The 25,758-nt window shown below is 68.8% G+C and carries 27 protein-coding genes and 2 tRNA genes; 7 read left to right on the top strand and 22 right to left on the bottom strand.

Features of this window, described 5'->3' with window-relative positions; all coding sequences use genetic code 11:
• Positions 1–3: 3 nt before the first annotated feature.
• The 4 genes from ygfZ to DTO57_RS11640 all read right to left on the bottom strand — a co-directional run bounded on the left by ygfZ (position 4) and on the right by DTO57_RS11640 (position 2,298).
• Positions 4–1,104, bottom strand: a complete 1,101-nt coding sequence (gene ygfZ, locus DTO57_RS11650) for a CAF17-like 4Fe-4S cluster assembly/insertion protein YgfZ (RefSeq protein ID WP_114118415.1) — start codon at positions 1,102–1,104, stop codon at positions 4–6.
• Positions 1,104–1,709 carry a heme-binding beta-barrel domain-containing protein gene (locus DTO57_RS11645; protein WP_114118414.1) on the bottom strand — a complete coding sequence of 202 codons (606 nt, stop codon included), beginning with the start codon at positions 1,707–1,709 and terminating at the stop codon, positions 1,104–1,106. Before DTO57_RS11645 ends, ygfZ begins: the two co-directional genes overlap by 1 nt.
• 77 nt (positions 1,710–1,786) lie before the next feature.
• The gene (locus tag DTO57_RS14780) at positions 1,787–1,921 is read right to left on the bottom strand and encodes a hypothetical protein (protein WP_268235373.1); all 135 of its coding nucleotides are present in this window, start codon (positions 1,919–1,921) and stop codon (positions 1,787–1,789) included.
• Positions 1,922–1,941: 20 nt separating this feature from the next.
• Positions 1,942–2,298: a hypothetical protein gene (locus DTO57_RS11640; RefSeq protein WP_114118413.1), complete on the bottom strand. Its 357-nt coding sequence runs from the start codon at positions 2,296–2,298 to the stop codon at positions 1,942–1,944.
• Between the two features lie 105 nt (positions 2,299–2,403).
• Between DTO57_RS11640 and DTO57_RS11635 the strand changes: the two genes are divergently transcribed.
• From DTO57_RS11635 to DTO57_RS11615, 5 genes are read left to right on the top strand one after another with little or no spacing between them, the layout of a single operon-like run.
• A complete protein-coding gene (locus tag DTO57_RS11635; protein ID WP_114118412.1) occupies positions 2,404–3,069 on the top strand; it encodes a response regulator transcription factor in 666 nt (221 codons plus the stop codon).
• 46 nt (positions 3,070–3,115) lie between these two features.
• Positions 3,116–5,302, top strand: a complete 2,187-nt coding sequence (locus tag DTO57_RS11630) for an RNA degradosome polyphosphate kinase (RefSeq protein WP_114118411.1) — start codon at positions 3,116–3,118, stop codon at positions 5,300–5,302.
• 5 nt (positions 5,303–5,307) lie between these two features.
• A complete protein-coding gene (locus DTO57_RS11625; RefSeq protein WP_114118410.1) occupies positions 5,308–6,243 on the top strand; it encodes an NUDIX hydrolase in 936 nt (311 codons plus the stop codon).
• A gap of 12 nt (positions 6,244–6,255) precedes the next feature.
• Positions 6,256–7,257 (top strand): tryptophan--tRNA ligase, encoded by a 1,002-nt coding sequence (trpS, locus tag DTO57_RS11620; RefSeq protein ID WP_114118409.1) that lies wholly within the window; start codon positions 6,256–6,258, stop codon positions 7,255–7,257.
• Entirely contained in the window at positions 7,250–7,816 is a 567-nt protein-coding gene (locus tag DTO57_RS11615; protein ID WP_114118408.1) for a GNAT family N-acetyltransferase, read from the top strand. The genes trpS and DTO57_RS11615 overlap by 8 nt, the downstream gene beginning before the upstream one ends.
• A 49-nt stretch (positions 7,817–7,865) precedes the next feature.
• Here the strand turns inward: DTO57_RS11615 and DTO57_RS14415 are convergent, their stop codons facing one another.
• The 7 genes from DTO57_RS14415 to serS all read right to left on the bottom strand — a co-directional run bounded on the left by DTO57_RS14415 (position 7,866) and on the right by serS (position 14,050).
• Positions 7,866–8,777, bottom strand: coding sequence for a hypothetical protein (locus DTO57_RS14415; RefSeq protein ID WP_162785763.1), 912 nt, complete (start codon positions 8,775–8,777; stop codon positions 7,866–7,868).
• Between the two features lie 254 nt (positions 8,778–9,031).
• Positions 9,032–9,123, bottom strand: a tRNA-Ser gene (locus tag DTO57_RS11610).
• Positions 9,124–9,192: 69 nt separating this feature from the next.
• Positions 9,193–10,434 carry an LCP family protein gene (locus DTO57_RS11605; RefSeq protein ID WP_114118407.1) on the bottom strand — a complete coding sequence of 414 codons (1,242 nt, stop codon included), beginning with the start codon at positions 10,432–10,434 and terminating at the stop codon, positions 9,193–9,195.
• A 41-nt stretch (positions 10,435–10,475) separates the two neighbouring features.
• Positions 10,476–11,726 carry an LCP family protein gene (locus tag DTO57_RS11600; RefSeq protein WP_114118406.1) on the bottom strand — a complete coding sequence of 417 codons (1,251 nt, stop codon included), beginning with the start codon at positions 11,724–11,726 and terminating at the stop codon, positions 10,476–10,478.
• A gap of 19 nt (positions 11,727–11,745) precedes the next feature.
• Positions 11,746–11,833 (bottom strand) — tRNA-Ser (locus tag DTO57_RS11595).
• Positions 11,834–11,921: 88 nt separating this feature from the next.
• Entirely contained in the window at positions 11,922–12,782 is an 861-nt protein-coding gene (locus DTO57_RS11590; protein WP_229730618.1) for an HAD-IIB family hydrolase, read from the bottom strand.
• A complete protein-coding gene (serS, locus tag DTO57_RS11585; protein ID WP_114118405.1) occupies positions 12,779–14,050 on the bottom strand; it encodes a serine--tRNA ligase in 1,272 nt (423 codons plus the stop codon). Before serS ends, DTO57_RS11590 begins: the two co-directional genes overlap by 4 nt.
• A 22-nt stretch (positions 14,051–14,072) precedes the next feature.
• Here serS and DTO57_RS11580 point away from each other — a divergent pair, with 22 nt between their 5' ends.
• Positions 14,073–15,062, top strand: coding sequence for a diacylglycerol/lipid kinase family protein (locus tag DTO57_RS11580; protein ID WP_114118404.1), 990 nt, complete (start codon positions 14,073–14,075; stop codon positions 15,060–15,062).
• Here the strand turns inward: DTO57_RS11580 and cls are convergent.
• Together cls and DTO57_RS14510 are read right to left on the bottom strand one after the other, a co-directional pair.
• Entirely contained in the window at positions 15,043–16,449 is a 1,407-nt protein-coding gene (cls, locus tag DTO57_RS11575; protein ID WP_114118670.1) for a cardiolipin synthase, read from the bottom strand. The genes DTO57_RS11580 and cls overlap by 20 nt on opposite strands.
• A gap of 92 nt (positions 16,450–16,541) precedes the next feature.
• Positions 16,542–16,715, bottom strand: coding sequence for a hypothetical protein (locus DTO57_RS14510; protein WP_187346622.1), 174 nt, complete (start codon positions 16,713–16,715; stop codon positions 16,542–16,544).
• A gap of 117 nt (positions 16,716–16,832) precedes the next feature.
• Between DTO57_RS14510 and DTO57_RS11570 the strand changes: the two genes are divergently transcribed.
• The gene (locus DTO57_RS11570) at positions 16,833–17,966 is read left to right on the top strand and encodes a DUF4192 family protein (RefSeq protein WP_114118403.1); all 1,134 of its coding nucleotides are present in this window, start codon (positions 16,833–16,835) and stop codon (positions 17,964–17,966) included.
• Here the strand turns inward: DTO57_RS11570 and lysS are convergent.
• From lysS to folE, 9 genes are all read right to left on the bottom strand, one after another.
• Positions 17,959–19,470 carry a lysine--tRNA ligase gene (gene lysS / locus DTO57_RS11565; protein ID WP_114118402.1) on the bottom strand — a complete coding sequence of 504 codons (1,512 nt, stop codon included), beginning with the start codon at positions 19,468–19,470 and terminating at the stop codon, positions 17,959–17,961. The genes DTO57_RS11570 and lysS overlap by 8 nt on opposite strands.
• A gap of 261 nt (positions 19,471–19,731) precedes the next feature.
• Positions 19,732–20,427, bottom strand: coding sequence for a DUF2520 domain-containing protein (locus DTO57_RS11560; RefSeq protein WP_114118401.1), 696 nt, complete (start codon positions 20,425–20,427; stop codon positions 19,732–19,734).
• 10 nt (positions 20,428–20,437) lie between these two features.
• On the bottom strand, positions 20,438–22,126 hold the full coding sequence (locus DTO57_RS11555; protein ID WP_229730620.1) for a PH domain-containing protein: 1,689 nt from the start codon (positions 22,124–22,126) through the stop codon (positions 20,438–20,440).
• The gene (locus tag DTO57_RS14575; RefSeq protein WP_222843268.1) at positions 22,123–23,061 is read right to left on the bottom strand and encodes a PH domain-containing protein; all 939 of its coding nucleotides are present in this window, start codon (positions 23,059–23,061) and stop codon (positions 22,123–22,125) included. Before DTO57_RS14575 ends, DTO57_RS11555 begins: the two co-directional genes overlap by 4 nt.
• Positions 23,012–23,500, bottom strand: coding sequence for a DUF3180 domain-containing protein (locus DTO57_RS11545; protein ID WP_114118400.1), 489 nt, complete (start codon positions 23,498–23,500; stop codon positions 23,012–23,014). The genes DTO57_RS14575 and DTO57_RS11545 overlap by 50 nt, the downstream gene beginning before the upstream one ends.
• The gene (gene folK, locus DTO57_RS11540; RefSeq protein WP_114118399.1) at positions 23,497–23,964 is read right to left on the bottom strand and encodes a 2-amino-4-hydroxy-6-hydroxymethyldihydropteridine diphosphokinase; all 468 of its coding nucleotides are present in this window, start codon (positions 23,962–23,964) and stop codon (positions 23,497–23,499) included. Before folK ends, DTO57_RS11545 begins: the two co-directional genes overlap by 4 nt.
• Positions 23,961–24,329: a dihydroneopterin aldolase gene (gene folB, locus DTO57_RS11535; protein WP_114118398.1), complete on the bottom strand. Its 369-nt coding sequence runs from the start codon at positions 24,327–24,329 to the stop codon at positions 23,961–23,963. Before folB ends, folK begins: the two co-directional genes overlap by 4 nt.
• Positions 24,326–25,123, bottom strand: coding sequence for a dihydropteroate synthase (gene folP / locus DTO57_RS11530; RefSeq protein WP_162785762.1), 798 nt, complete (start codon positions 25,121–25,123; stop codon positions 24,326–24,328). The genes folB and folP overlap by 4 nt, the downstream gene beginning before the upstream one ends.
• Positions 25,120–25,746, bottom strand: a complete 627-nt coding sequence (gene folE, locus DTO57_RS11525) for a GTP cyclohydrolase I (RefSeq protein WP_114118397.1) — start codon at positions 25,744–25,746, stop codon at positions 25,120–25,122. The genes folP and folE overlap by 4 nt, the downstream gene beginning before the upstream one ends.
• Positions 25,747–25,758: the final 12 nt, after the last annotated feature.

The following is a 25,758-nucleotide window of genomic DNA, read 5'->3' as shown; positions in this document are numbered from 1 at the left end:
GAATCACGCGGGCGGATCAACCTGCTTGCGGCGCGACAGGCGCGTCAGCTTCGGGATGTCGGCCGTGCGGCCCGCGTCGGCCGGCACGATGATCTCCTGCGCCGCCGCGATGCGGGATCCGTCGGTCTCGACCTGCAGCTCGTGGTCGCCGGGCGTGCGGCGCGAGAGCACCGCGAGCGCGATCGGGCCGAGCTCGTGGTGGCGGGCCGCCGAGGTGATGTGGCCGGCCTCGTTCTCGCCGTCGAAGACAACGTCGCCCTTTTCGGGGAGCACCGAGTCGGATCCATCGAGGTGCAGCATCGCCAGGCGGCGCGGCGGGTGGCCGAGGTTGTGCACCTTCGCGACGGTCTCCTGCCCGCGGTAGCACCCCTTGTTGAGGTGCACGGCGGTGCGCAGCCAATCGGCCTCGTGCGGGATCGTGCGCTCGTCGACCTCCGCCGCCCAGCGCGGACGCCAGGCCGCGACGCGCAGCGCGTCGACCGCGAGGGATCCGGCGATCGGCAGCTCCGCGAGCGGCGCGGGGTCGGCCACGACAGCCTCGACCCAGTGGAACTGCGCGCCGGGGTGCTCAGCGACCTCGGCGTACTGCCAGCCGCCCGCCGTGACCGACGGCCACGGATCCGACCACACCACGGGGGCATCGCCCGCGCGCACGGCGGCCGCGACGAGCGCGTCTGCCGCCGCTCCCCCGCGCATCGCGCCGATGACCGTGACGTTTTCGGGGATCTCGATCTGCACGTCGGCGCGGAAGCGCATCATCGTGAGCCACTTCACGAGCGGGGCCGCGTCGCCGGCGTCGGCGATGAGCCACAGCTCGTCACCCGCGTCGACGACGGCGGCCGCATGCTCGACGCGGCCCTGCGGATCCAGAACCAGAAGCTCAGTGCTGTCACCCGGGGCGAGCGAGGTGAGCGCCTGCGACGTGATCGAGTCGAGCCAGCTCTTGCGCTCGGCGCCCGTGAGCCGGATCGCCGTGCGATCCGCGCGGGGCGCGATCGCGGATCCGAATTCGAGCTGCCGCTGCTCGCGGACGGGGTTACCGGCGTGCGAGATCACGCCCGCGTCGTCGGAGACGACGCCCTCGCGGGAGAGGAACGGATCCATTAGGCGACCTTGTCGAGCTCGGCGGACGCGTGCGACGCCATCTCGGCGCCGAGCGCCGCGATGTCCCACACCCAGAACAGGCGGCCGCCGACGAGGCCGTACATGCGGGTCGCGGCGCCGTAGTGCTTCGCGCTCGCGGAGCGCACGACGGCGTCGGTGCCGATCTGGATCCGCGGGCCGTTGATTTCGCCGACGTACAGCTCCTGCACGCCGTCGGAGTGGCTGAGGGCGACCTCGATCGGGAACGCGCCCTCGGCGTTACGGAGCTTCTCGACATCGTCGGCCGAGCGCTTCTCCTCCGCGGCGAGCGCCGGCAACAGGCCAGGGCCGGGCGCCGCGTCATGCGCGGGACGCGCGAGGCGCCAGAAGCCGCTCTCGGAGGTGAGGAGCTGCTCGGGGCGCTCGTCGGTCGCGATGAGCGTGGCCGTCGCGGAATAGTTGAGGAACGGCCCGCCGTCGTGGCTGAAGCTCACGCGGTGGCGGAACTCGCCCTCGAAATGCGTGTCGCCGGCGGTGTAGTTGATGACGCCGGTGCCTTCCCACACGCCGATCAGCCACGAGAGCGGAACGAGGTCGGCGGGGGTATCGGTGGGGATCTCAATCATGGTGCTTCCAGCGTATCTGCCGGGCACAGCAAAAGGGCCGGATCCCGCTGAGCGGACCGGCCCGAGAGGTGGCGTCGTTACTTCTGACCCCGGAAGAGGTTCACGAGAACCGACACCGAGCAGAATGCAATCGCAACGCCCGCAAGGCCGAGGAGGCCAACGAAGAACATTTCGAGGGCAAAGACGTCGATACCGCGAAGAAATTCGAGCATGGTCCTATCCTACGCCGCCGTCAGCTCGCGCCGAAATCGGCGGGGAACAGCGACAGGCCCGCGCCGGATGCCGAGAAGAGCGCGCCCACGAACGACACGATGCCGACGATCAGCACGCTGCCGAGCGCGGAGGTAGAGGTGCGGAGGATGAACCCGTCGGGGCGCGCGATGGTGATCTGCACGAGGAAGGTGACGATGACGGCGACGCCGGCCGCCGCGGCGAACCAGTCCCACCGGTGCGACACAGGGGCGAAAATCTCGACCGTGATCGCGAGAACCAGTGCGACGCACCACGGGACGATGAGCCCCTGGCTACGGGCGACACGCCCCACGACACTGCGACGCTGCTGCGGCGCTTTTCCCGCGCTCTGCACCATCAGGTCCTCCCCTTACACGCGGCCTCTCGAGTGGGCCTGTCGTCCATTGTGCCGGATCCGCGCCGTGGACACGCATAAGATGGAACCTCACGAGAGGAAATCCGCGTGGCACATCTACTCAGCCTGAGCTCAGCTCCCGAGTCAGACGCGCCCCTTCCGGCGCTCGAGCTCCTGAGTCATCAGGTCACCGCGCTGGCGGCGACACCCGCGATGCTCGTCTCGGCCCCCGCGGCCGACGTCATCATCGTCGACGCCCGGCGCGACCTCGCACAGGCCAAGTCGCTGTGCAAGATCCTGCGAACGGCAGGGCATGTGGCCCCCGTTCTGCTCGTCGCAACCGAGGGCGGCCTGGCCGCGATCTCGCCCGATTGGGGCATCGACGACCTCGTCCTCCCGGGCGCCGGACCCGCCGAAATCGACGCGCGGATCCGCCTGCTCACGGCCCGCACCGTCACCGAGCAGGAGACGACGCGCGTCAGCACGTCGGGCATCACGATCGACGAGGCCTCGTACTCGGCGAAGGTGCGCGGCCGGCCGCTCGACCTCACCTTCAAGGAGTTCCAGCTCCTCCACTTCCTGGCGACGCATCCCTCGCGGGTGTTCACGCGCGAGCAGCTGCTGAGCGAGGTGTGGGGCTACGACTACTTCGGTGGCACCCGCACGGTCGACGTTCACGTGCGACGCCTCCGCGCAAAGCTCGGCGACCTCGACCACCTGATCGGCACCGTGCGCAACGTCGGCTATCGCTTCACCGCCGACGACTCTGATTGATTTTTGTTCACCGGCGCTTCCCCTGCCGGGTGTAAGGATGGATCCCATGACCGACACTGCAATCGTCGATGCTGGCCTGAGCGGCGAAGACGACGACTTCGATGAACTCTTCGAGGTCGACGCCCCTGACCTTCCCGAGCACCGCTACGTTGACCGCGAGCTGAGCTGGCTCGCCTTCAACCAGCGCATTCTCGAGCTCGCCGAGGATCCGAACGTGCCGCTCCTCGAGCGCACGAACTTCCTCGCGATCTTCGCGAGCAACCTCGACGAGTTCTTCATGGTGCGCGTCGCGGGCCTGAAGCGCCGCATCATGACCGGTCTCGCGGTGCCGACCAACGTCGGCACGCCCCCGCAGAAGGTCCTCGAGGCCATCAGCGAGAAGGCACACGAGCTGCAGGAGCGCCACGCCCGCGTCTGGCAGGACGACCTGCGCCCCGCCCTCGCCGCCGAGAAGATCGAGTTCGTCGAGTGGTCAGACCTCGACGAGGCCGAGCGCGAGGGCCTCTACTCCTACTTCCAGGAGCACGTCTTCCCCGTGCTCATGCCCCTCGCCGTCGACCCCGCGCACCCGTTCCCCTACATTTCGGGACTGTCGCTGAACCTCGCGGTGCGGATCCGCCACCCCCGCAACGAGCGCGAGGAGTTCGCGCGCCTCAAGGTGCCCGCGATGCTGCCCCGCGCGATCCAGGTGCCGACCGTCGACGGCGACGGCGACGCCGTGCGCCTCATCCCGCTCGAGAGCCTGATCGCCGAGCACCTCGACGAGCTCTTCCCCGGCATGGAGATCATCGAGCACCACACGTTCCGCCTCACGCGCAACGAAGACATGGTGATCGAGGAAGACGAGACCGAGAACCTCATCCAGGCCCTCGAAGAGGAGCTCCTGCGCCGCCGCTTCGGCCCGCCGATCCGCCTCGAGATCACCGAGGACATGGACGACGTGACGCTCGACCTGCTGCTCGGCGAGCTCGGCATCTCGGAGCAGGAGGTCTACCGCCTCCCCGCTCCCCTCGACATGCGCGCGTTCTTCGAGCTCGGCCGCGTCGACCGCCCCGAGCTGCGCTTCAACAAGCACGTGCCCGTCACGGCGCTCGACCTGCAGCCCGTCGACAGCGACTCGAAGCACCCGAAGGCCGACATCTTCGGCGCGATCCGCCAGGGCGACGTGCTTGTGCACCACCCCTACGAGTCGTTCGCGACGAGCGTTCAGGCCTTCCTCGAGCAGGCCGCCCGCGACCCGCAGGTGCTCGCGATCAAGCAGACGCTGTACCGCACCTCGGGCGACAGCCCCATCGTGAAGGCGCTCATCGACGCCGCCGAGAACGGCAAGCAGGTTCTCGCGCTCGTCGAGGTCAAGGCCCGCTTCGACGAGGCCAACAACATCGAGTGGGCGCGCGTGCTCGAGAAGGCCGGCGTGCACGTCGTGTACGGCATCGTCGGTCTCAAGACGCACTGCAAGATCGTCTCGGTGCTCCGCGAGGAGAACGGCCAGCTGCGCCACTACACGCACGTCGGCACGGGTAACTACAACCCGAAGACGAGCCGCCTGTACGAAGACTTCGGCCTCTTCACGTGCGACCCGGTCGTCGGCCAGGACGTCACGCGCCTGTTCAACGAGCTCTCCGGCTACGCGCTCGAGAAGAAGTTCAAGCGCCTGCTGACGGCGCCGAGGCACCTGCGCAAGGGCCTGCTCAAGCTCATCGAGCGCGAGCGCCAGAACGCCCTCGCGGGCAAGCCCGCGCACGTGCGCATCAAGGTCAACTCGATGGTCGACGAGGAGATCATCGACGCCCTCTACCGCGCCTCGCAGGCCGGCGTTCCGGTCGATGTGTGGGTGCGCGGTATCTGCAGCCTCCGCGTCGACCTGCCGGGCGTCAGCGACAACATCCGCGTGCGCAGCGTCCTCGGCCGCTACCTCGAGCACTCGCGCATCTTCTCGTTCGGCAACAACGGCAAGACCGAGATGTACATCGGCAGCGCCGACATGATGCACCGCAACCTCGACCGCCGCGTCGAGGCCCTCGTGCAGATCACGCGCCCGTCGCACGTCACCGAGCTCAGCCGCTTCTTCGACCTCGCGATGGACGAAGGATCCGCGACCTGGCACCTCGGTGCCGAGGGCACGTGGGAGCGCCACCACCTCGCCGAGGATGGCACGCCGCTCATCGACGTGCAGGACACGACGATGTCGAAGATCCAGCGCCGACGCCGCGCCCGCGTCGCCCGGAGGTAACGCGAGTGCCGAGCCAAACAGTGCTCGCCGCCGGCGGCGTCGTGTGGCGCCAGACCGACGAAGGCATCCGCGTGCTCGCCGTGTGCCGCAAGAAGTACCGCGACCTGTCGTTCGCGAAGGGCAAGCTCGACCCGGGCGAGACCTTCGCGGAGGCGGCCGTGCGGGAGATCCTCGAGGAGACCGGCATCGCCGGTGTCCTCGGGGCCCCGCTCGGCGCGGTGAAGTACCGCCTGCCGTCCGGGCGTAAGAAGCACGTCGCCTACTGGGCCGTGAAGGCCACGAAGGCCGCCATCGCGGCGTCGAAGTTCTCGCCTAACCACGAGATCTCCGAGATCGCCTGGCTGACGCTCGACGAGGCCCGCGAGGGCCTCAGCTACCCCGCCGACGTCGATATCCTGAACCGCTTCGAGCAGCTCGTCGCGGCCGAAGGCCTCGACACGTACCCCGTCGTGTTCCTGCGGCACGCGAAGGCCGGAGCCGCCCCGACCGATTCCCAGCGCCCCCTCACCGAGACGGGCCAGGAGCAGGCGCGCGCGGCCGTCGGGCCGCTGCGCGCCTTCGGCGTGCGCCGCGTCTTCGCGTCGACGGCGCTGCGCTGCCAGCAGACCGCCGAGCCCATCGCCCAGGCGATCGGGCAGGAGGTGCACGCCGAGGAGGCGATCAGCCAGGCGGCGTGGGAGCGCGGCGAGGACGACCCGACCACGATCATCGCGAGCCGCGTGCAGAAGGCCAAGCCGGTCGTGCTCTGCTCGCACGGCCCCGTGATCCCGGCGCTCATGGAGGCCCTCGCGGCCGAGACCGGCACGGGATCCTCGCGCGAGCTGCGGGAGGCATCGTCGCTCTCCACCGGATCCTTCACGGTCGCGCACGTGCGCCGAGGAGGTCAGATCGTCGCGATCGAAACCCACTCGCCGTTGGATGAGCGCCGCCCACCGAAGTAGGCTGTCAGGGTGATGAAACCGCGCCTGTTCTCTGGAATGCAGCCCTCCGCCGATTCGCTTCAGATCGGTAACTACATCGGGGCGCTCAAGCAGTGGCGTGACATGCAGGACGACTACGACGCGTTCTTCACGGTCGTCGACCTGCACGCGATCACCGTCCAGCAGGATCCGCAGGAGCTGCGCCAGAAGACCCGGCGCACCGCCGCCCAGTACATCGCCGCGGGCATCGACTCGACCAAGTCGACGCTCTACGTGCAGTCGCAGGTGCCGGCCCACGCCGAGCTCGCCTGGGTGCTCTCGACGATCACGGGCTTCGGCGAGGCCGGCCGCATGACGCAGTTCAAGGACAAGTCGCAGCGCTACGGCACCGACAAGACGAGCGTCGGCCTGTTCACCTACCCCGTGCTCATGGCCGCCGACATCCTGCTGTTCCAGGCCGAGGCCGTGCCCGTCGGCGACGACCAGAAGCAGCACGTCGAGCTCACCCGCGATCTCGCCGAGCGCTTCAACTCGCGCTTCGGGGAGACGTTCACGATCCCGACCGCGACGATCCCCGGCGAGACGGCCCGCATCTACGACCTGCAGAACCCGTCGTCGAAGATGTCGAAGTCGGCCGAGTCGCAGGCCGGTGTGCTGTACCTGCTCGACGACATCAACGTCACCGCGAAGAAGATCATGCGCGCCATGACCGACTCCGAGGGCGTCGTCCGCTACGACCGAGAGAACAAGCCCGGCGTCTCGAACCTGCTGTCGATCCAGTCGGCCCTCACCGGCCAGACGATCACCCAGCTCGAGGAGGAGTACGCCGGAAAGCAGTACGGCCACCTCAAGCAGGGTGTCCGCGACGCGGTCGTCGCCGAATTCGAGCCCGTGCGCGCCCGCGCGCTCGAGCTGCTCGAGGATCCGGCCGAGCTCGATCGCGTGCTCGCAGACAACGCCGACCGCGCGGCTGAGGTCGCCGAGGAGACCCTCAAGAAGGTCTACGACCGCGTGGGGCTCCTGCGTCGTGGCTGAGCCGGTCACGCTCACCACTCCCCGACTCACGCTCCGCGCGCCCGTTGCCTCCGACGCCGAGGCGATCTACGAGGCGTGCCAGGATCCGGACATCCAGTACTACACGACCGTCCCCTCCCCCTACACGCGCGCCGACGCGGAGGCCTTCGTCACGCTCGTCGACGGCTGGTGGGACGACGGCTCGGAGTACGTCTGGGCCCTGCACTCCCCCGAGGGCTTCGCGGGCATGGTCGGGTTGCACAAGATCGGCGACGGCGGGAGCGAGCTCGGCTTCTGGGCCGCGCCCGAGGCCCGCGGCAACGGCTACATGACCGAGGCCGCCCGCGCGGTGCTCGACTTCGCGTTCGGCCCGATGCGGCTCGAGCGCGTCACCTGGCGCGCCGTCGTGGGTAACCGGGGCTCGGCCCGGGTCGCGCAGAAGCTGGGCTTCCAGTTCGAGGGCGTGCAGCGCAAGGGGCTGCCCCACCACGGCATCGGCGGCGCCCACGGCCGCACCGACGGCTGGATGGCCGGCCTGCTGTCGACCGACCCCCGAGTCCCCACCAACTGGGAAATCTGACCCCACGGTCTCGTTTCCCCGTACACAACGACGCAAATTTTTGGCTGGCTCAGGCTGAGAACCGGTTTCTCGTACGCCCAGCCCGAGAATTTGCGTCGTTGTGTACGGAGGAGGGGCCGACGGCACGGAGGCCGCGGACGGCATCCGTCAGGCGATGCGGGGAGTTAACCAGCTGATTCGCCGTCGGGCGGAGGGTGGCGTAGCCCTGTGCCGCGGCGGCGAGGTCGCGCATCCGGTCCTTCGACTGCTGATCCCACCCGCCGTGGAAGGCCCGGCTATCGCACTCGACGATGATCCAGCCGTCGACGAGCAGGTCCACCCTGCCGACCCCGCTAATCTCGACCTGCAGTTCGATCGAGCAGTCGAGCGTGCGCAGGAGCAGCCGCGCCAGCGTTTCCGGCCCTGACTCGGCCCGGCCGTCAATCAACTTGCGCAGCTTCTGCAGGCGCTCGGGAAGGTAGCCGAACACCTCGCAGAGATCTGCCTGCCCAATCACGCCCAGGTGCAGGGCACTGTCGAGCGTGGCGATCGCGGCCCTGGGTGATTGACAGAGCACGGCCTGGGCGACGGCCCGTGGCAGGTAGGCGATCGTCGAGTGCTCATCCACCGGATCCGGGCGCCAGTGCGTCACGATCTTGGCGTTCGTCTCGGCGAGGCGGATCGATCGCGAGCGCGGCGCGCGCAGCCAGTGGCGCCCCTGCTGGATATGCACGTGGATGGCCGTCGGTGGGAGCAGGACGAAGACGCCGAGCTCGCGCATGAGGGAGACACAGTCGAGGTGTCCCCCGACCCTGACTGCGGATTTGATGGCGTCGCTCGCCGTTCCATCCACGTAATAGTCGCGACGGGCGTGGAACAACGTGCCGGAATCGATGTTGTCGCGAATGCCGCGCCGTGTCGTTCCGTCGGCCCGAAGATCGGCGTAGGAGAGGGATCTGAGATGGGACTTGTCGGGAGTCATGAGCCGACACTGCCCGAATTGAGAAATCCGCCGAGATTAACTTCCGCATGATTCCGCGGCCCTGTGGACAACTGGCCCAATTTCCGGACCTGTGGACAAGCTACCCCATGTACACAACGACGCAAATTTTAGGGTGGATGGCGTCGGAAACCGGTCTACGGGCCACCTGGGCCAAAAACTTGCGTCGTTGTGTACATGGGGCACCGGGGAAGGGCCCGGAAACGGAAATACCCCCTGCTCAGCAGGGGGTATTTTGGCGGAGACGGGGGGATTTGAACCCCCGGTTAGGTTTAACCCCAACCCTTCATTAGCAGTGAAGTCCGTTCGGCCGCTCCGGCACGTCTCCTCATGATCGCCAAGGCGCGCATGTCCTCTTATCCTACAGGCCCGACCCGCCCCGCACGAAATCGAGCGGTCAGAAAAGACCCTCGGGCGTGCCGCAGTTTCCGGCGTTGTTCGAGGCGTTGGATCCGCGCAGATAGCCCGGGATCGTCACGCGTTCGTCGTCCGGCGAGGGCGAGACCGTGGGCGTCTCCGAGGGTGAAGGCGTAGGCGTCGCCGTCGGCTCGTCCTCCCCCAGCTCGATCACCTGGTTCTTCTCGAGCGCGTCGGCGATGAGGTTCCAGGTGTCCATCACGGGCAGGATCCGGTTGCTGTCGGCCGGGTCGTCCATCGCCGGGAACTGGATAAACGTGTAGTCCTCGGTCGGGATGCCCTGCAGTGCTCCGGCGATCGAGACGAGCGCCATCGGGTTTGTGATGCCCGACGACACCTGCGCGTTCGACGTCACGGCCTTCGCGAGGCGCAGGAGCTTTCCGACGTCGCCGAAGGTGTCCTCGCTCGTCATCTGGCGCACCAGTGCGCCCATGTAGAGCTGCTGATTGCCGATGCGATCGAGGTCGGATCCGGTGGCCAGCGTCTTGCGCGTGCGCAGGAACTGGAGCGCCTGATAGCCGACGAGCGTGTGCGTGCCCGCCTTGAGCTCGAGCTCGGTCTCCTTGTCATACGGAATATCCTGCTCGAGGCACACCTCGACGCCGCCGATCGCGTTCGTGATCTCGATGACGCCGTTCCAGGTCATGAGCGCCGCGTGGTCGATCTCGAGGCCCGTGAGCAGCGACGCCGAGCGCGCGACGCAGTCGAGACCGCCGTTCGAGTACGCCGAGTTGAACTGCGCGAGCGAGGATCCGGGGGTGTCGACGCCGCGGTGGTCGTCATAGCAATCGGGCCGCGCCGTCATGAGGTCGCGCGGCAGGCTGATGACGGTGACGTGGCGCGGCTCGGGCGAGATGTGGATGATCATCGTCACGTCGTTGAGCTGGCCGCCGTACGACGTCTTCTGCTCGTCGATGAGCGACTGCGGGCAGCGATCGCCAAACTGCTCGTACGAGCCCTCCTCGCACTTGTCGACGCCCGTCACGAGGATGTTCAGGTCTTCGTTCGCGAGCACCTCGACGGCGGGCGGATCCGTGTCCTGCCCCGAGAGCACGATGGAGTTCTGCTGCAGCGTGCCGAAGTAGTCCTGGTACGCATAGGCGCCGACGCCGATCGCGGCGACGAGGACCGCCGAGAGCGCGAAGGCGACGCCCTTCAGAAACCCGACAAAGGGATTCGGGCGACGAAGCTTCGTGTGTCGCGCGAAGGGCACCTGGCTCATGCGGGTCTCCTGGATAGGGGCACGTGTGTGCCCCTATCAAATCAGAAGATGGTGCCGCTGTTCGAGCAGGTTGCCTCGTCGGCGCTGGATCCGCGGATGTTGCTGGGCAGCACGATCTGGTTCGGATCCGTGGTCGGCTCGACCGTCGGAGTCTCGGTCGGCTCGTCGGTGGGCTCTTCCGTCGCCGTGTCGTCGGCGATGACCGACTGGCCGGCGTCGAGCGCGGCCTTGATCTGCTCCCACGTGTACGTGTCGGGCGCGACCTTGTTGGGGTTCGGCGCGTACTCGACGTACGGGAACTGGATGAACTCGTACTCGCTCGTCGGCACGTCCTTCAGCGCGCTCGCGATCGACACCATGGTCGAGGGCTTCGCGAGGGCGTCGTCGAGCGTCGTGTTGTGCACAACCGCGTTGGCGAGGCGCAGGAGCGCACCGAAGTCACCGAGGGTCTCGTCGCTCACGAGCTTGCGCACGAGCGCGCCCATGTAGACCTGCTGGTTGCTGATGCGCGAGAGGTCGGATCCGTCACCGACGCCGTGGCGCACGCGCAGGAACTGCAGCGCCTCGACGCCCACGAGGGTGTGCTCGCCGGCGGCGAGGTCGAGGTGCGTGTGGATCGGATCCTGGATCGGCTGCGCGATGCAGACCTCGACGCCGCCGATAGCGTTGGTGACGTCGATGACTCCGCCCCACGTCATGAGCGCGGCGTGGTCGATGTGGTAGCCCGTGAGCTCCTCGGCCGTCAGCGCCACGCAGGCCAGGCCACCCGTACCGTACGACTCGTTGAACGGCATCGCGCTGGCGGCGGCCGTCGTGTTGCCGTCGATGTCCTGGCACTCGGGGCGCGCCGTGACGAGGTCGCGCGGGATGCTGATGACGGTGACGCGACGGGGCTCGGGCGAGATGTGAATGAGCATGTTCACGTCGTTGAGCTGGCCGCTGTACGAGTTCTCCTGCTCCGCGGCCATCTCCTCGGTGCATCGGCCCTCGAACTGGCCGATCCACTCGGCCTCGCACTTGTCGATACCGGCGACGAGGATGTTGATCTCCTCGTCCGGCAGCACCTCGATGTCGGCGGCGCCGACCTCCTGGCCCGCGAGCGTCACCGAGTTGCTCTGCAGCGTGCCGAAGTACTCCTGGTATGCGTACGCGCCGACGCCGGCCGCGGCGACGAGCACGGCCGAGACGATGAAGGCGAGGCCCTTGAAGAATCCTGCGACGGGGCTCTTGCCGCGCAGCGTGGAGTGGCGCGCGAACGGCTCCCGGTAGACGTTCTTCGAGGAGTAACTCACACAGGATCCTTCGATGATGTGGCGGAGAGTGTGGGATTCGAACCCACGAAGCATTTCTGCTTACTGGTTTTCAAGACCAGGTCCTTCGGCCGCTCGGACAACTCCCCAGTTCGCGTAAAGCGGACCCAGCAAGCTTAGCGGACGAAGCTGTCGCCGATTCTGCACGGCCCAGCTGTGGGAGAGGTTCAGGATCGCTTAGCGTGCGGTGACACCGAGCGCCTCGAGGGCCGCAGCGACGCCGCCCTCGTGAACCGTGCTCGTCACCCGCGTGCCGTGTACCCGCACCTCGTCGATCGCCTGCCCCATCACGACGCCCTCGCCACCGCCGGCGCGCGCCCAGTCGAGCATCTGGATGTCGTTGCGGCCATCGCCGATCACGATCACGCGCCGTGGATCCATGCCGAGGCGCTCGCGCACCTGCTCGAGCGCCGTCGACTTATCGATGCCCTGCGGCGCGATGTCGAGCCAGGCCGACCAGCCGACGGCGTACGACACCTGCTGCAGGCCCATGCTCTCGACGAAGACGGCGAAGTCGTCGCCCGCGTGCTCGTCGGAGACGACGACGACGCGGGTGACCTCGCGGCCCTTCATCTCGTCGACGTCGACGTGGTGCGCGTTCGGCGCCGACAGATCCCAGTCATCGACGAAGTTGTTGTAGAGGCGCGTGCCGTCGCCGAGCTCGACCAGGAAGTTGGCCTCAGGCAGGTGTTTCTCGAGCTGCGTCAGCACCTCGGTTGCGTCGAAGGTCTCGACGACGTCGCGCACGTATCCCTCGGGCGCCGATTCGTCGCGCGCCATGATCGTCGCGCCGTTGGCCGTGACGATCAGCTCGGGCGAGATGCCCAGCCACTCGACGACCTTGCGGGTGCTGAGCCAGCTTCGGCCCGTCGCGATCGTGACGATGTGCCCCGCCTCGACTGCCGCCGAGACGGCGTCCGCCGCGCCCGGGCTCAGCGACTCGTCCTCGAGCAGCACGGTGCCGTCGATGTCGAGCGCGATCAGGAAGCGGGCGTCGTTCGAGCCGGTCTCGACGACTTCGAGCAGGGAGTCCGTCACGCGATGGGCTCCAGCACCTCGAGTCCGCCGAGGTACGGGCGCAGCACCTCGGGCACGACGACCGATCCGTCGGCCTGCTGGTGCGTCTCGAGGATCGCGACGATCCAGCGCGTCGTCGCGAGGGTGCCGTTGAGCGTCGCGACGGCCTGCGTCTTGCCGCCTGCCTCGGGGCGGTGACGCACGTTGAGGCGGCGCGCCTGGTAGGTCGTGCAGTTCGAGGTCGACGTGAGCTCGCGGTACGCGTCCTGCGTCGGAACCCAGGCCTCCGTGTCGAACTTGCGCGCGGCGCTGGATCCGAGATCGCCGGTCGCGACGTCGATCACGCGGTACGCGAGGCCGAGCGACGAGAGCATCTTCTCTTCGAGCGCGATGAGCTTGTCATGCTGCGCCTCGGCGTCGGCCGGGTCGCAGTAGACGAACATCTCAAGCTTGTTGAACTGGTGCACGCGGATGATGCCGCGGGTGTCCTTGCCGTACGAGCCCGCCTCGCGGCGGTAGCAGGTCGACCAGCCGGCATACTTCAGGGCGCCGTCGGCTCCGAGGTCGACGATCTCGTCCTTGTGGTAGCCGGCGAGCGCGACCTCGCTCGTACCGACGAGGTACATGTCGTCTTCCTCGAGGTGGTAGATCTCGTCGGAGTGCTTGCCGAGGAAGCCCGTGCCCGCCATGATCTCGGGGCGCACGAGCGTCGGCGTAATCATGGGCGTGAAGCCCTCTTCGAGCGCGGTATTGAGCGCGTAGTTCATGAGCGCGAGCTCGAGGCGCGCACCGACGCCCTTCAGGAAGTAGAAGCGGGCGCCGGAGACCTTGGCCCCGCGCTCCATGTCGATCGCGCCGAGCATCTCGCCCAGCTCGAGGTGATCGCGCGGCTCGAAGTCGAAGGTCGGGATCTCGCCGACCTCGCGTAGCGTGACGAAGTCGTCCTCGCCACCCTCGGGCACGCCGTCGATGACGACGTTCTCGATCTTGTCGAGCGCGAGACGGAAGGCCGCCTCGGCCTCCTTCGCGGCGACGTCGGCGTCCTTCACCTTCTGCGCGAGATCCTTCACCTGCGCTATCAGGGCGGGCTTTTCGTCCTTCGGAGCCTTCGAGACGACCTTGTTGAAGGAGTTCTGCTCGGCGCGCAGCGACTCGAACGCGGTCAGGGCCTCGCGACGCGACGAGTCTGCGGCGAGCGCTTCGTCGACGGTGTCGGGCGAGTTCCCGCGCGCAATCTGCGAACGCTTGACGGCCTCGGGGTTTTCGCGAAGAAGAACGGGATCGATCACACCCACAGTCTAGAGTGACGGTATGAATGCTGGGCGTGCGGCTCTCCTCTATAACCCCGTCAAGGTCAAGAGCGGTCCCGAGTTGATCGCCGCCGTGACGAATCGTTCGGCGCGCGCGGGCTGGGCGGATCCGCTGATCCTCGAAACCTCGGTCGAGGATCCGGGGCAGGGCATCACGCGCGAAGCGCTCGAGCAGGGCGCGACCGTCGTGCTCGTCGCCGGAGGCGACGGCACCGTGCGCGCGGTCTCGGAGGCGATGCGCGGATCCGGGGTGCCGCTCGCGATCGTGCCGAGCGGAACCGGCAACCTGCTGGCGCGCAACCTCAACCTGCCGCTCTCGGGCCACGACGCGATGATCGACGCGGCCTTCGACGGATCCGTTTTGCCGATCGACATCGGGATCGCGGAGCTCACCCGCGAATCGGGCGAGCAGGAGCAGCACGCCTTCGTCGTGATGGCGGGCATGGGCGTCGACGCCGCCATGATCGCGAACACGAACCCGCGCATGAAGAAGCATCTCGGCTGGGTCGCCTACGTCGACGGGGCCGCGCGGTCGCTGCCGAGCGCGAAGCCGTTCCGCCTCGCGTACCAGATGGACGGCCTGAGCCTGCACATGGCGAAGGTCAACAGCGTGCTCTTCGCCAATTGCGGCGCCCTGCCAGCAGGCATCGACCTCATACCCGACGGGCTCGTCGACGACGGCCTGCTCGACGTCGCGCTCATCCAGGCCCGTGGCCCCTTTGGATGGCTCGCCGTGTGGCGCCAGCTCTGGTGGCACAACTCGGTGCTCGCGAAGTCGCGCGTGGGCCGCAAGGTCGTCGCGCGGGCGAACAACCAGTCGATCCGCTACCTCGTCGGCACCGATGCCGAGGCGGCATCGCCCCACCCGCAGCCCGTCGAGCTCGACGGCGACGAGTTCGGCGAGGCGGCGCGGATCCGGTGCAGGGTCGACCGGGGAGGCCTGCTCATCGCGGCCCCCGCCGGACACAAGATCACTGCAGCGCGCTCGTAAGCCGCGCGACGTTGTCGAGCACGCGCGAGCGGATCGGCTGCTTAAGCCACTCCTCGAGCGTCAGCTCGCGGCTGTTCTCGCGATAGTTCTCCTCAACCGCGCGCAGCTGGTCGACGAACGCCGTGCCGCGCACGAGCAGCGAGATCTCGAAGTTGAGGCCGAACGAGCGCATGTCCATGTTGCTGGATCCGATGACGGCGGTCTCCTCGTCGATCGACAGCGACTTCGTGTGCAGGATGTAGGGCGACTTGTAGAGCCAGATCTTGACCCCCATGCGTAGCAGGTCTTCGTAGTAGCTGCGCTGGGCGTGATAGACCATCGCCTGGTCGCTCGTCTCGCTGACGAAGAGCTCGACCTGCACACCGCGGCTGCAGGCAGCCGAGACGGCGCGCAGGAGCGCCTCGTCCGGCACAAAGTAGGGGCTGACGAGGATCGCACGATCCTGCGCCGCGTAGAGCAGGCTCAGGAAGAGCTGCAGGTTGTTCTCGCTCTCGAACCCCGGCCCGCTCGGCACCACCTGGCAGTCGAAGTCGTCGCTCCCCGGTTTCGGATCCGCGAGGTCGATGCCCTCGGGGATCGTGCCGACCTCGCTGTAATAGTCGGTGAGGAAAACGGCCTCGATGCTGCGCACGACGGGGCCATCGACGCGCACCATGAGGTCGACCCACGTGAGGCCGCGCCGGATGTTCGAGCGCACGTTATACGACGCGTGGGTGAGGTTCTGGGATCCGATGAACGCGACCTCGCCGTCGACGACGAGGAGCTTCCGGTGGTTGCGCAGATCCGGGCGCTGGAACTTGCCCTTGAGCGGCTGCAGCGGGAGCAGGAAGTGCCAATCGGCGTTCATGCGGTCGAGACGTTCCTTCGTCTCCTTGTGCAGCGGCTTCGACAGGTTCGCCCAGTGATCCATGAGCACGCGCACGTGCACGCCGCGGGCCGTCGCCTCCTCCATCGCGCGGAAGAAGTCGTCGGTCGCCGCGTCGGACTTGAGGATGTAGAACTCGATCTGCACGTAGGTCTTCGCCTCGCGGATCGCCGCGGTCATCGCCGCGAGCGACTCGTCGTAGTCGGAGATGATCCGCGCGCTGTTATCGCCCGAGAGCGGGAGCGCGCCGAGCTGCCGGTTCATGCGCACGATCTGGTCGAACCACGGCGGCGGGTTCGGCAGGAGCGAGCCGAGCTCGAGGTGCTCGTTCGACTGGCGCAGCACCTCGTTGACCTCGGACTGAATGTCGCGCCGCTTCTTCGGCAGGCGCGGGTTGCCGATGAGCATGAAGAACAGCACGCCAGGAACCGGCAGGAAGAAGATCAGCAACAGCCAGGCCATCGCCGAGGTGGGACGCCGCCCAGGCGGCACGAACATCACCGCTGTGATGCGAATCACCATGTCCAGCGTGAAGACGAAGGCGGCCCACACGGCCGACCACGAAAACCAGTCCACTGATCCTCCTTGCCGGCGGCGTGCCGGCTCAGATCAGCTTAGTCGCGCGGCGCCATCCCGCGCTTCGCGCGCTCCTCGGCCTCGATCTTCGAGTAGACGCGTCGCTCGGTGCGGTCGAACTTCAGCACGTTGCGCAGGATCCAGAAGAAAATGGCCGCGATGATGACCGTGGGCGCGATGGTGATAAGCGCCGTCACCCAGTACTGATCCATGGTTTCAGTCTACTCGGGGCGGCCTCGGCGGCGGCTGAAACTATACACAGCCCCTTTCCGGCCCCTTTCGCCTGTGGACAGCCGTTTTCGGGCGTCGATGTGGCGAAAGATCGCTTCATGGACACCATTCTTCGCCATTCTTCCGCCGTCAAACTCCTCGCGAGCATCCCCCGCCAACTCGAGCGCGAGCCGCGCGGCAGCCTCGTTCTCATCCCGATATCCGGGCGCGAGACGCTCGGGGCCCTGCGGCTCGACCTCCCCCTCGACGCGGGCGCCGACGCCGTGGCCGACCTCGCCATCGGCTACCTCTGCCGCATCCCGAACGCCGAAGACGTCATCACGACGATCTGGACCGACAGCCCCGCCCTCGACGGCGATGGCGTCGCGCACGAGGCCCTCGCGATCGCGATCGCGGAGCGCGCCGAGGCGGCGGGCCTCCGCGTCACCGGCGAGTACTGCGTCGGCGACGACGGCTGGACCTCCTACGCCCGTCCCGAGCTGCGCTCGCTCGCCGAGCTCGCCGAGGCGGATCCGGATCCGCACGCGGCCCGCGCGCGGCACCCGCGGGCGGGCGCGGCGCTCCCCCGCGCCGACGCCGCCGACCGCGAGGAGGTCGCGCGGCAGCTCGTCGCCCTCGAGGAGCTGCCGACGGATCCGTTCCGCCGGATCTGGGAGGGGCCGCGGCCGCCCGCGGCCGTCGCGGAGGCCGACGACGAGCTGCGGATCTTCGACGCGGATCCGTTCGCGGGGGTGACGCCCGCGCTGATCTCGACCGACGCCGCGCCGGCGCGGGCGGCGATGTGGATGTGGATCTTCCGGTGCCCCGCGCTGCGCGACGTGATGCTCACGGCGTGGGCGGGCGGCGTCGACGAGGGCCGCCGGGCCTGCGAATGGCAGCAGGAGTGGATGGCGGGGTCGCAGGAGACGCCGGAGTTTCCGATCCGGCTGGCGGGCGAGGGCGCGCGCCCCTCGGCCCACCGGCTGCGCGCCGCGCTCGACTTCTGCCGCGGGCTCGCCGCCCGCGCGCCCCGCACGCACCTCGCCGCGTGCCTCGCGGTGTGCGGCTGGCTCTCCTGGGCGCTCGGCAACTCGACGCACGCCGCTGAATACGCCGACCGGGCGCTCGAGATCGACCCGCGCAGTTCGTTCGCGACGCTTATCCGCACCATGACCGACAGAGGCATCCTTCCCGGCTGGGCGTTCGACCCGGCCGGAAGGGATGCTTCTGTGAGAACGGAAAGGGTTACTTGACGAGCGGGAAGAGGATCGTCTCGCGGATGCCGAGGCCCGTGAGGCTCATCAGCAGGCGGTCGATGCCCATGCCCATGCCACCCGACGGCGGCATGCCGTGCTCGAGCGCGCGCAAGAAGTCTTCGTCGATGCGCATGGCCTCGTCATCGCCGCGGTCGGCGAGCTTCGCCTGCTCGACGAAGCGCTCGCGCTGGATCACCGGGTCGACCAGCTCGGAGTAGCCCGTGGCCTGCTCGTAGCCGTTGATGTACAGGTCCCACTTCTCGACGACGCCGGGGATCGAGCGGTGCTCGCGCACGAGCGGGCTCGTGTCGACCGGGAAGTCCATGACGAAGGTCGGGGCCGTGAGGTGGTCGCCCACGAAGTGCTCCCAGAGTTCTTCGACGAGCTTGCCGTGCGTCGCGTGCGCGGGAACCTCGACGCCGCTCTTCTCGGCGAACGCCTCGAGCTCGGCCTGGGTCGTCTCGGGGGTGATCTCGATGCCGGCGGCCTCGGAGAGCGACGGGTACATCGAGATGCGGGCCCACTCGCCGCCGAGGTCGTACTCGCTGCCGTCGGCGTGCGTCACGAGGGTCGTGCCGTGCACCGCGAGGGCCGCGTTCTGGATGAGCTTCTGCGTGAGGTCGGCGATGCCGTTGTAGTCGCTGTATGCCTCGTACGCCTCGAGCATCGCGAACTCGGGGCTGTGCGTCGAGTCGGCACCCTCGTTGCGGAAGTTGCGGTTGATCTCGAACACGCGGTCGATGCCGCCGACGACGGCGCGCTTCAGGTAGAGCTCCGGCGCGATGCGCATGTACAGCTCGGTGTCGAACGCGTTCGAGTGCGTGATGAAGGGGCGCGCCGCGGCGCCGCCCGGCTGCACCTGCAGCATCGGCGTCTCGACCTCGAGGAAGGCCTCGTCTTCGAACGTCTGGCGCAGGCTCTTCATCACGGTCGAGCGGGCGCGGGCCGTCTCGCGGGCCTGGTCGCGCACGATGAGGTCGAGGTAGCGCTGGCGCACCCGCGTCTCCTCGTTCAACTCGGAGTGCAGGTTCGGCAGCGGCAGCAGCGCCTTCGCGGCGATCTGCCACTCGGTCACCATGATCGACAGCTCGCCGCGGCGGCTCGAGATGACCTCGCCCGAGACAAACACGTGGTCACCGAGGTCGACCAGCTCCTTCCACGCGGCGAGCGACTCGTCGCCCACGTTCGCGAGCGACACCATCGCCTGGATGCGGGATCCGTCGCCCGCCTGCAGCGAGGCAAAGCAGAGCTTGCCGGTGTTGCGGCTGAACACGATGCGGCCCGCGACGCCCGCGGTAACGCCGGTCTCGGCGCCCGCCTCGAGCTCGCCGTACTGCTCGCGCAAGGCAGGGATCGTGGTGGTCACGGGGAGCGACACGGGGTACGCCCCGCCGGCCGCCGATTCGCGCTGCTCGATGAGCTTCGCGCGCTTCGCCAGACGCACGGCCTTCTGCTCGAAGATGTCCTCTTCGGGGGCGGCGGTTTCGGGCGAATCAGTCATGCGCGTGTTCCTCGAGTGTCGGGGCGGAATCTACGCGCACCATCCTATTGCCCACCCGCTGAGAACAAGGGTCGCCACAAATTGTCGCCTCAACGTACCCCGAGGCGACACTTTGTGGCGACCCAAATGATGGGTGTGGGTCGCCACATATTGTCGCCTCGACGTGCCTTGAGGCGACGATTATTGGCGACCCAAATGATGTGTGTGGGTCGCCACAAATTGTCGCCTCGACGTGCCTTGATGCGACGATTATTGGCGACCCTAGAGGGTGTCGGGGATGGCCGGGGTGGCCTCGGCGAGCGCCTGGTCGACCGTCGAGCGCACGAGCGACGAGAGGAACCCTCCGGGGTTCTCGACGCCGATCTCGCGCAGGTTTCCCGTGGCCTGCTGCACGATCTGGCGCGAGAACTGCGTAACGGTCGCGATAGCGTCGGCGTAGGCCTCGCGGTCGCCCTCGGCGATGACGATGGGCTCGCAGCCGAGCTCGACCGCGAGCGCCTGCGCGATCGGCAGCACGGCAGCCGGGGCCGAGACCCCGGCGTACGTCGCGGCGAGCTGGCGCAGGTCCATCGACGTGCCCGTGAACGTCATCGCCGGGTGCACCGCGAGCGGGATCGCGCCGCGTTCGGCCGCGGGGCGCAGCACCTCGTACCCGAAGGCCGGATCCGTATGCAGCAACAGCTGCCCCATCTGGATCAGCCCCGCCTCCGCGAAGCCCGCGGCCGTCGGCGCGAGCTCGCCGTGCGGCACGGCGAGGATCACGAGCTCGCTGCGACGCAGCACCTCGGGCGCCTCGAGCACGGGCGCGCCGGGGAGCACGGCGGCGACGCGCTCGTCGTCGGATCCGTTCGTGATCCCCGTGATCTGGTGCCCCGCGCCCGCGAGCGCCGCCCCGAGCACGGGGCCCACGCGGCCCGCGCCAATGATTCCGACGCCGAGCCGTCCATCCCGCTGCATACGTTCCAGCCTATGCCGAGGCCGACGCCCACCGGTGGGTGTGGTCGCGCTCGGCGGCCGCCACCGCGCCGCGGCGGGTGAGCTCTGCCAGCGCCTGCGCGTCGGAGGCGTCGAGCGCCGAGACCTCGCCGGCGACCGGGCCCGGAACCGTGTGCACGCGCAGGTGCGCGAGCTTCTGGCCGCGGGCGAGGAAGCCCTGCGTCACGCCGACGCCCTGAATGCGAGCGAGGGGGAAGATCGCGAGGCGGCGCCCGAGGCGTCCGCGGCGGATCAGCAGCGCGTAGTTCGTCACGCGCACGCCGAGCCGGCGGCGCTGCAGCCAGTGCCAGAAGTATCCGCGGCGCGGGATCGTCGTGAACGAGTCGGGCTTCTTCGGCCCGAGCACGCCCTGCTCCCACACGAAGACGGCGTCGTTCGCGGGCGCGTCGGGCAGCAGCAGCGCGACGACGCGCTCGACGTCGGCGCGCGTGCCGACGGGCAGGACGACCGCGGCGGCAGCGGCGTTCTGGCCGTTATTCTTCGACGCCTCGCTCTGACCGCCCATGCGGTTGATGCGCACGCTCCACCAGCCAAACGGGCGCCAGAGCAGGTTCTGGGTGATCTCGACGGCGTGGATGCGCCCCGGGGGCAGGGTGCGCGACACCGTCGTGAGCAGGCCGCTCGAGATGCGCACGCCGTCGGGCGTCGGCGCGATCGAATACCGGAAGCCCTTCTGCAGCGCGCCCCACACCACCGCAATAAGCGCGATGGTGATGGGGATTCCGGTGCTGAGCAGGGCAATGCCGAGCCCGATCCACTTGCCCGTGCTGTTCTCCATGAAGAGGAACGGCACGATGATGACACCGCCGATGATCAGGACGAAGAACAGTGCCCACAGCACCGCCGAGATCGCCTGCGAGCCGATGAGGCGCGCGATCGGGATCCGCACGACCGTCTCGGGGACGACGTCGGCGTTATCGACTCCGTCGACGAGGTTCGACACGCTCTGGTTGAACGTGCCGCTGACGGTCGCGGGCGCGACCGGCGCGTTCTGCTCGGCCTTCGCCTGGCGGATGCCGGAGGCGAGGCGCAGGATGTCGGCCCGCACCTGCTCGGCCTTGGTCGTGTTGAGGTACTCGAGCGCGACATCGGATCCGCTACCCGCGCCCTCGAGGGTGAGCTTCGCCATCCCGATCAGTCGCGCCGGGAAGGGGCGCGTGAGGTTCACGCCCTGCACGCGGTCGAGCGGCGCGCGCCGCTGCGAGCGGAACACGATGCCCTTCTTCACCTCGACGTTCTCGGCCGTGATGCGGAACTGGTGGAACCGCCACACGAGCCAGTAGCTCAGGATCACGAGCGCGACGATGACGAACAGCGCCAGCAGGGCGAGCACGATGTAGTTGTTGACGACGACGTAGTCGATCGCGAACGAGATCGGGTCGTCGGAGTCGATGCGGATCTCCGACGACATCTCGTCCGGCGCGAACAGGCCCACGACGAGGTAGATGAGCCGGTCGCGCATGTTTGCGAGGATGATGCCGAGCACCACGATGAACACGAGGCCGCCCTTGAACAGCGGCGTCAGCGGGTGCATGCGGTGCCACTCGCCGTCAGCGAGGTCGCTGGATCCGCCGTCGAGGATCAGCGCGCGAACGCGCGCGGCCGCGGGCCCCGAACGGTGATCCGGATCCGCGGGCGGGCCGGGAGGGAGGTGCGTCACAGCCCGGTCCTCCGGGTCTCGGCAACCTCGATGAGGGTGTCGCGGAGCGCCTCGGCGCCCGCGGTCGTCAGGCCGGGGATCTCGATGCCGGTCGACGCCGCGGCGGTGACCATCTTCAGCTTCGAGACGCCGAAGACGCGGTCGAGCGGGCCGTGCGTGATGTCGATGAGCTGCATGCGACCGTAGGGAACGGCGACCATGCGCTGCCAGACGATGCCCTTGCGGAACACGATGTCGTCGCCGCGCAGCATGTAGCCGAGCGCCTTCGCCTGGCGCGGGATGAAGATGAGGCTCACGAGGTTTGCAAGCGAGATGACGCCCGCGGGGATCCACGCCCACGGCTCGCCCAACGCCGTCGTCACGACGGCCGCGCCGATGAGCACGACGGCGATCCAGAACACGTACTGCACGACCTGCGAGATCACATACTTTTTCGAGATCTGGTGCCACGTGCCGTCGAGGGCGAGGCCCTGGCGGTGCGGCTCGCGGATTCGGTCGAACGTGCCCTCGTCAAGCACCGGCGGCGTCGCGAGCGGCGGGTTGGCCGGGCCGAAGTCGGGCTCCGCCGGCGCGGACTGCGCGGCGGGCGGCGGCACGATGCCGGGCTGCGGTGCGCCGGGGTACGTGACGGGCTGCTGAGCACCCGGGTACGCGGCGGGCTGCGCCGCCTGCGGGTTCGCCGACGGATCCGCGGGGAACGCGTACTTCTGCTCCGGCGCGTAGGCCGCGGGCGGCACGGGCGCCGGCGGGACCGGCGTGGTGGCCTCGGGCTGCGCGGCCGCGTCGGGCGCCGGGGGAACCGGCGCGGGCGAGCCGGGCGCGGGCTGCGCGGCGGCGGCCGCTCCCTCCGCCCTCAGCTCGCGGCGGCTCGTCGGGGCAATCGGCTCAGAACTGGGGTTCTGCTCCGGCGGAGTCGGCGTCGGATTCTCGCTCATCGGGATCCTTCGGAAGGGTGCACATGTGTTCGGCGATGAGCGCCAACACCATGAGGACTCCCCCTGCGATGGTCGTGACGATCTCCGCTGTCAATGAGCCTAGCCCGACGGCGACGGGGCGCGTGAGAACGTATCCGATAAGCCCGAGGGCGAAGCCGCCCGTGGCGGCGCCCAGCATGCTCGACGCCTTCGCGAGCGCGGCGACCCGCACGGCGCGGAACGGATCCGGCCGAGGCGCCTTCGGATCCCGCACCGCGCGGCGGATCGGCCACGCGAACGCGAGGCAGAACAGGCCCAGCAGCACGAGCAGGATCGGCAGCATGTAGGGCGGCGTGAACGTCGCGCGCGACGCCGCCGTCAGGGCGACGTCGAGGACGACGCCGACGGCCGCGCCGATGACGGCGCAGACGATGAGGGTGACGGCCGAGGTGCGCTTCACGGCAGCGCCCGGCGAAGTTCCGCGATCGGGCCGAGGCCCGGGAGTGTCGCGTCGGGATCGATCTCGAGCCACGGATCCAGCACGAAATCGCGCTCGTGCGCGCGCGGGTGCGGCAGGGTGAGGTGCGGATCCTGCGACGTCACGCCGCCGTAGGCGACGACGTCGAGGTCGAGGGTGCGGTCGCCCCAGCGTACGTCGCGCACGCGGCCGTGGCGCGCCTCGATGTCGTTGAGCGCGGCGAGGAGCACGGTCGGGGCGAGATCGGTGTCGACGAGCGCGACCGCGTTGGCGTAGCGGGGCTTGTCCGGATCCGGACCGTCGAGGGTGATCGCGATCGACGAGATGACGCTCGACGCCGTGACGCCGCGCACGAGGGGCAGCGCGCGGATATCGGCGAGGGCCTCGTCGAGCGTCGCGGAGCTATCGCCGAGGTTCGAGCCCAGGGCGACGACGGCGATGCTCACGCCGACGCCCGTCGGCGGCGTGCCGTCACCGACACGTCGGTGAACGCGTGCGTGATCGGGGCGTGCGGCTTGTGTACCGTGACGGCGGTTTCGATGACCCGCGGATCCTCGAGCACTGCCACCGCGAGCCGGTCGGCGAGCGTCTCGATGAGGTCGTACCGCTCGCCCGTGACGATCGCGACGACCTTGTCGGCGAGCTCGCCGTAGTGCACCGTGTCGGCGATATCGTCGGTCGCGGCCGCGCGGGCCGTGTCGACGTCGAGCGAGACGTCGATCGTGAACTCCTGGCCGTCGCGCTTCTCGTGCTCGAAGACGCCGTGGTAGCCAAAGGCCACGAGGCCCGTCAGGGTGATGGTGTCGTTCATCGGTCTCCGTCCCAGGCGTCGAGAACCGCGAGCGCGTCGCGGGTGGCCGTCACGTCGTGCACGCGCACGCCCCAGGCGCCGGCGCGCTGGGCGAGCACGCTCGTGACCGCGGTGGCGAGGTCGCGGCGATCGCGCGACGCGTCGGATCCAAGCGCCTGCTCGAGGAAGCGCTTGCGCGAGGTGCCGATCAGCACGCGGAAACCCAGCGCCGTGACGGCCTCGATCTCGCGCAGCATCGCCCAGTTCTGCTCGCCAGACTTCGCGAAGCCGATTCCCGGATCCAGAATGATGCGCGACGCGTCGATACCCGCGGCGAGCGCTTGGTCAACGCGGCGAGAGAGCTCGGCGGCGACCTCGGTGCCGATGTGCTCGTACGTCGCCTTCGCGTACATGTCGGCGGACGGGCCGCGCCAGTGGCCGATCAAAAACTCGGCGTCGGAGGCGGCCGTGACGCGGAGGATCTCCGGATCCGCGAGCCCGCCCGAGACGTCGTTGATGATCGTCGCGCCCTCGTCGATCGCACGCGCGGCGACGGCCGCGCGATACGTGTCGACGCTGATCCGGTACCCGTCGGCGGCGAGCTGCGTGATCGCGGGCAGCGCCCGGCGCAGCTCCTCCTCGGCACCGACCGGCTGGGATCCGGGGCGCGTCGACTCACCGCCGACGTCGAGGATCGTGGCGCCGAGCGCCATGAGGTCGCGACCGTGCTCGATCGCGGTGTCGCGCGTGAAAAACTCGCCACCATCGCTAAACGAATCGGGTGTGACGTTGACGACGCCCATGATCTCGATCACGCGTCGCGCCCCTTCACCCCGGTCGTGGCCTTGTTCTGCTCACCGATGATGATGTACGCGGCCATCTCGGCGCGCGCCGCCTGCGTCGCGAGGTCGCCGCGGGCGGCGACCGTCACGGTCGAGGCATCGGGGCGCTTCTCGCCGCGGGTGCGCAGACACTGGTGCTCCGCGTCGAGCATGACGAAGACGCCGCGGGCGTCGAGCGCGTGCTCGATCGCGTCGGCGACCTGCTCCCCCAGGCGCTCCTGCACCTGCGGGCGGGCCGAGCAGATGTCGAGCACGCGGGCGAGGGATCCCAGCCCCACGACCGCGTCGGCCGGCAGGTACGCGATGTGCGCGCGGCCCTGGAACGGGAGGAGGTGGTGCTCGCACACCGAGCGGAAGGTGATGTCGCGCACCAGCACGGCGCCCGTCGGGACCGTCTCGGGGGCCGGCCCGCGCGACACATCGATCGTGCGGCGCAGCGGCTCCTCCGGATCCTGCCCGATGCCGGCGAACAGCTCGGCCATCGCGCCCGCGACGCGCTCCGGCGTCTCGCGAAGCCCGGCGCGATCGGGGTCCTCCCCGATCGCGACGAGCAGCTCGCGCGTCAGCTCGGCGATGCGCGTCGTGTCGACCGCCATCTCGCCCCCTTC

Source organism: Microbacterium sorbitolivorans (assembly GCF_003327285.1).
Classification (GTDB): Bacteria; Actinomycetota; Actinomycetes; order Actinomycetales; family Microbacteriaceae; genus Microbacterium; species Microbacterium sorbitolivorans.
The sequence above is the reverse complement of the archived record's forward strand: the minus strand, read 5'-3'. Positions and strand labels throughout refer to the sequence as shown.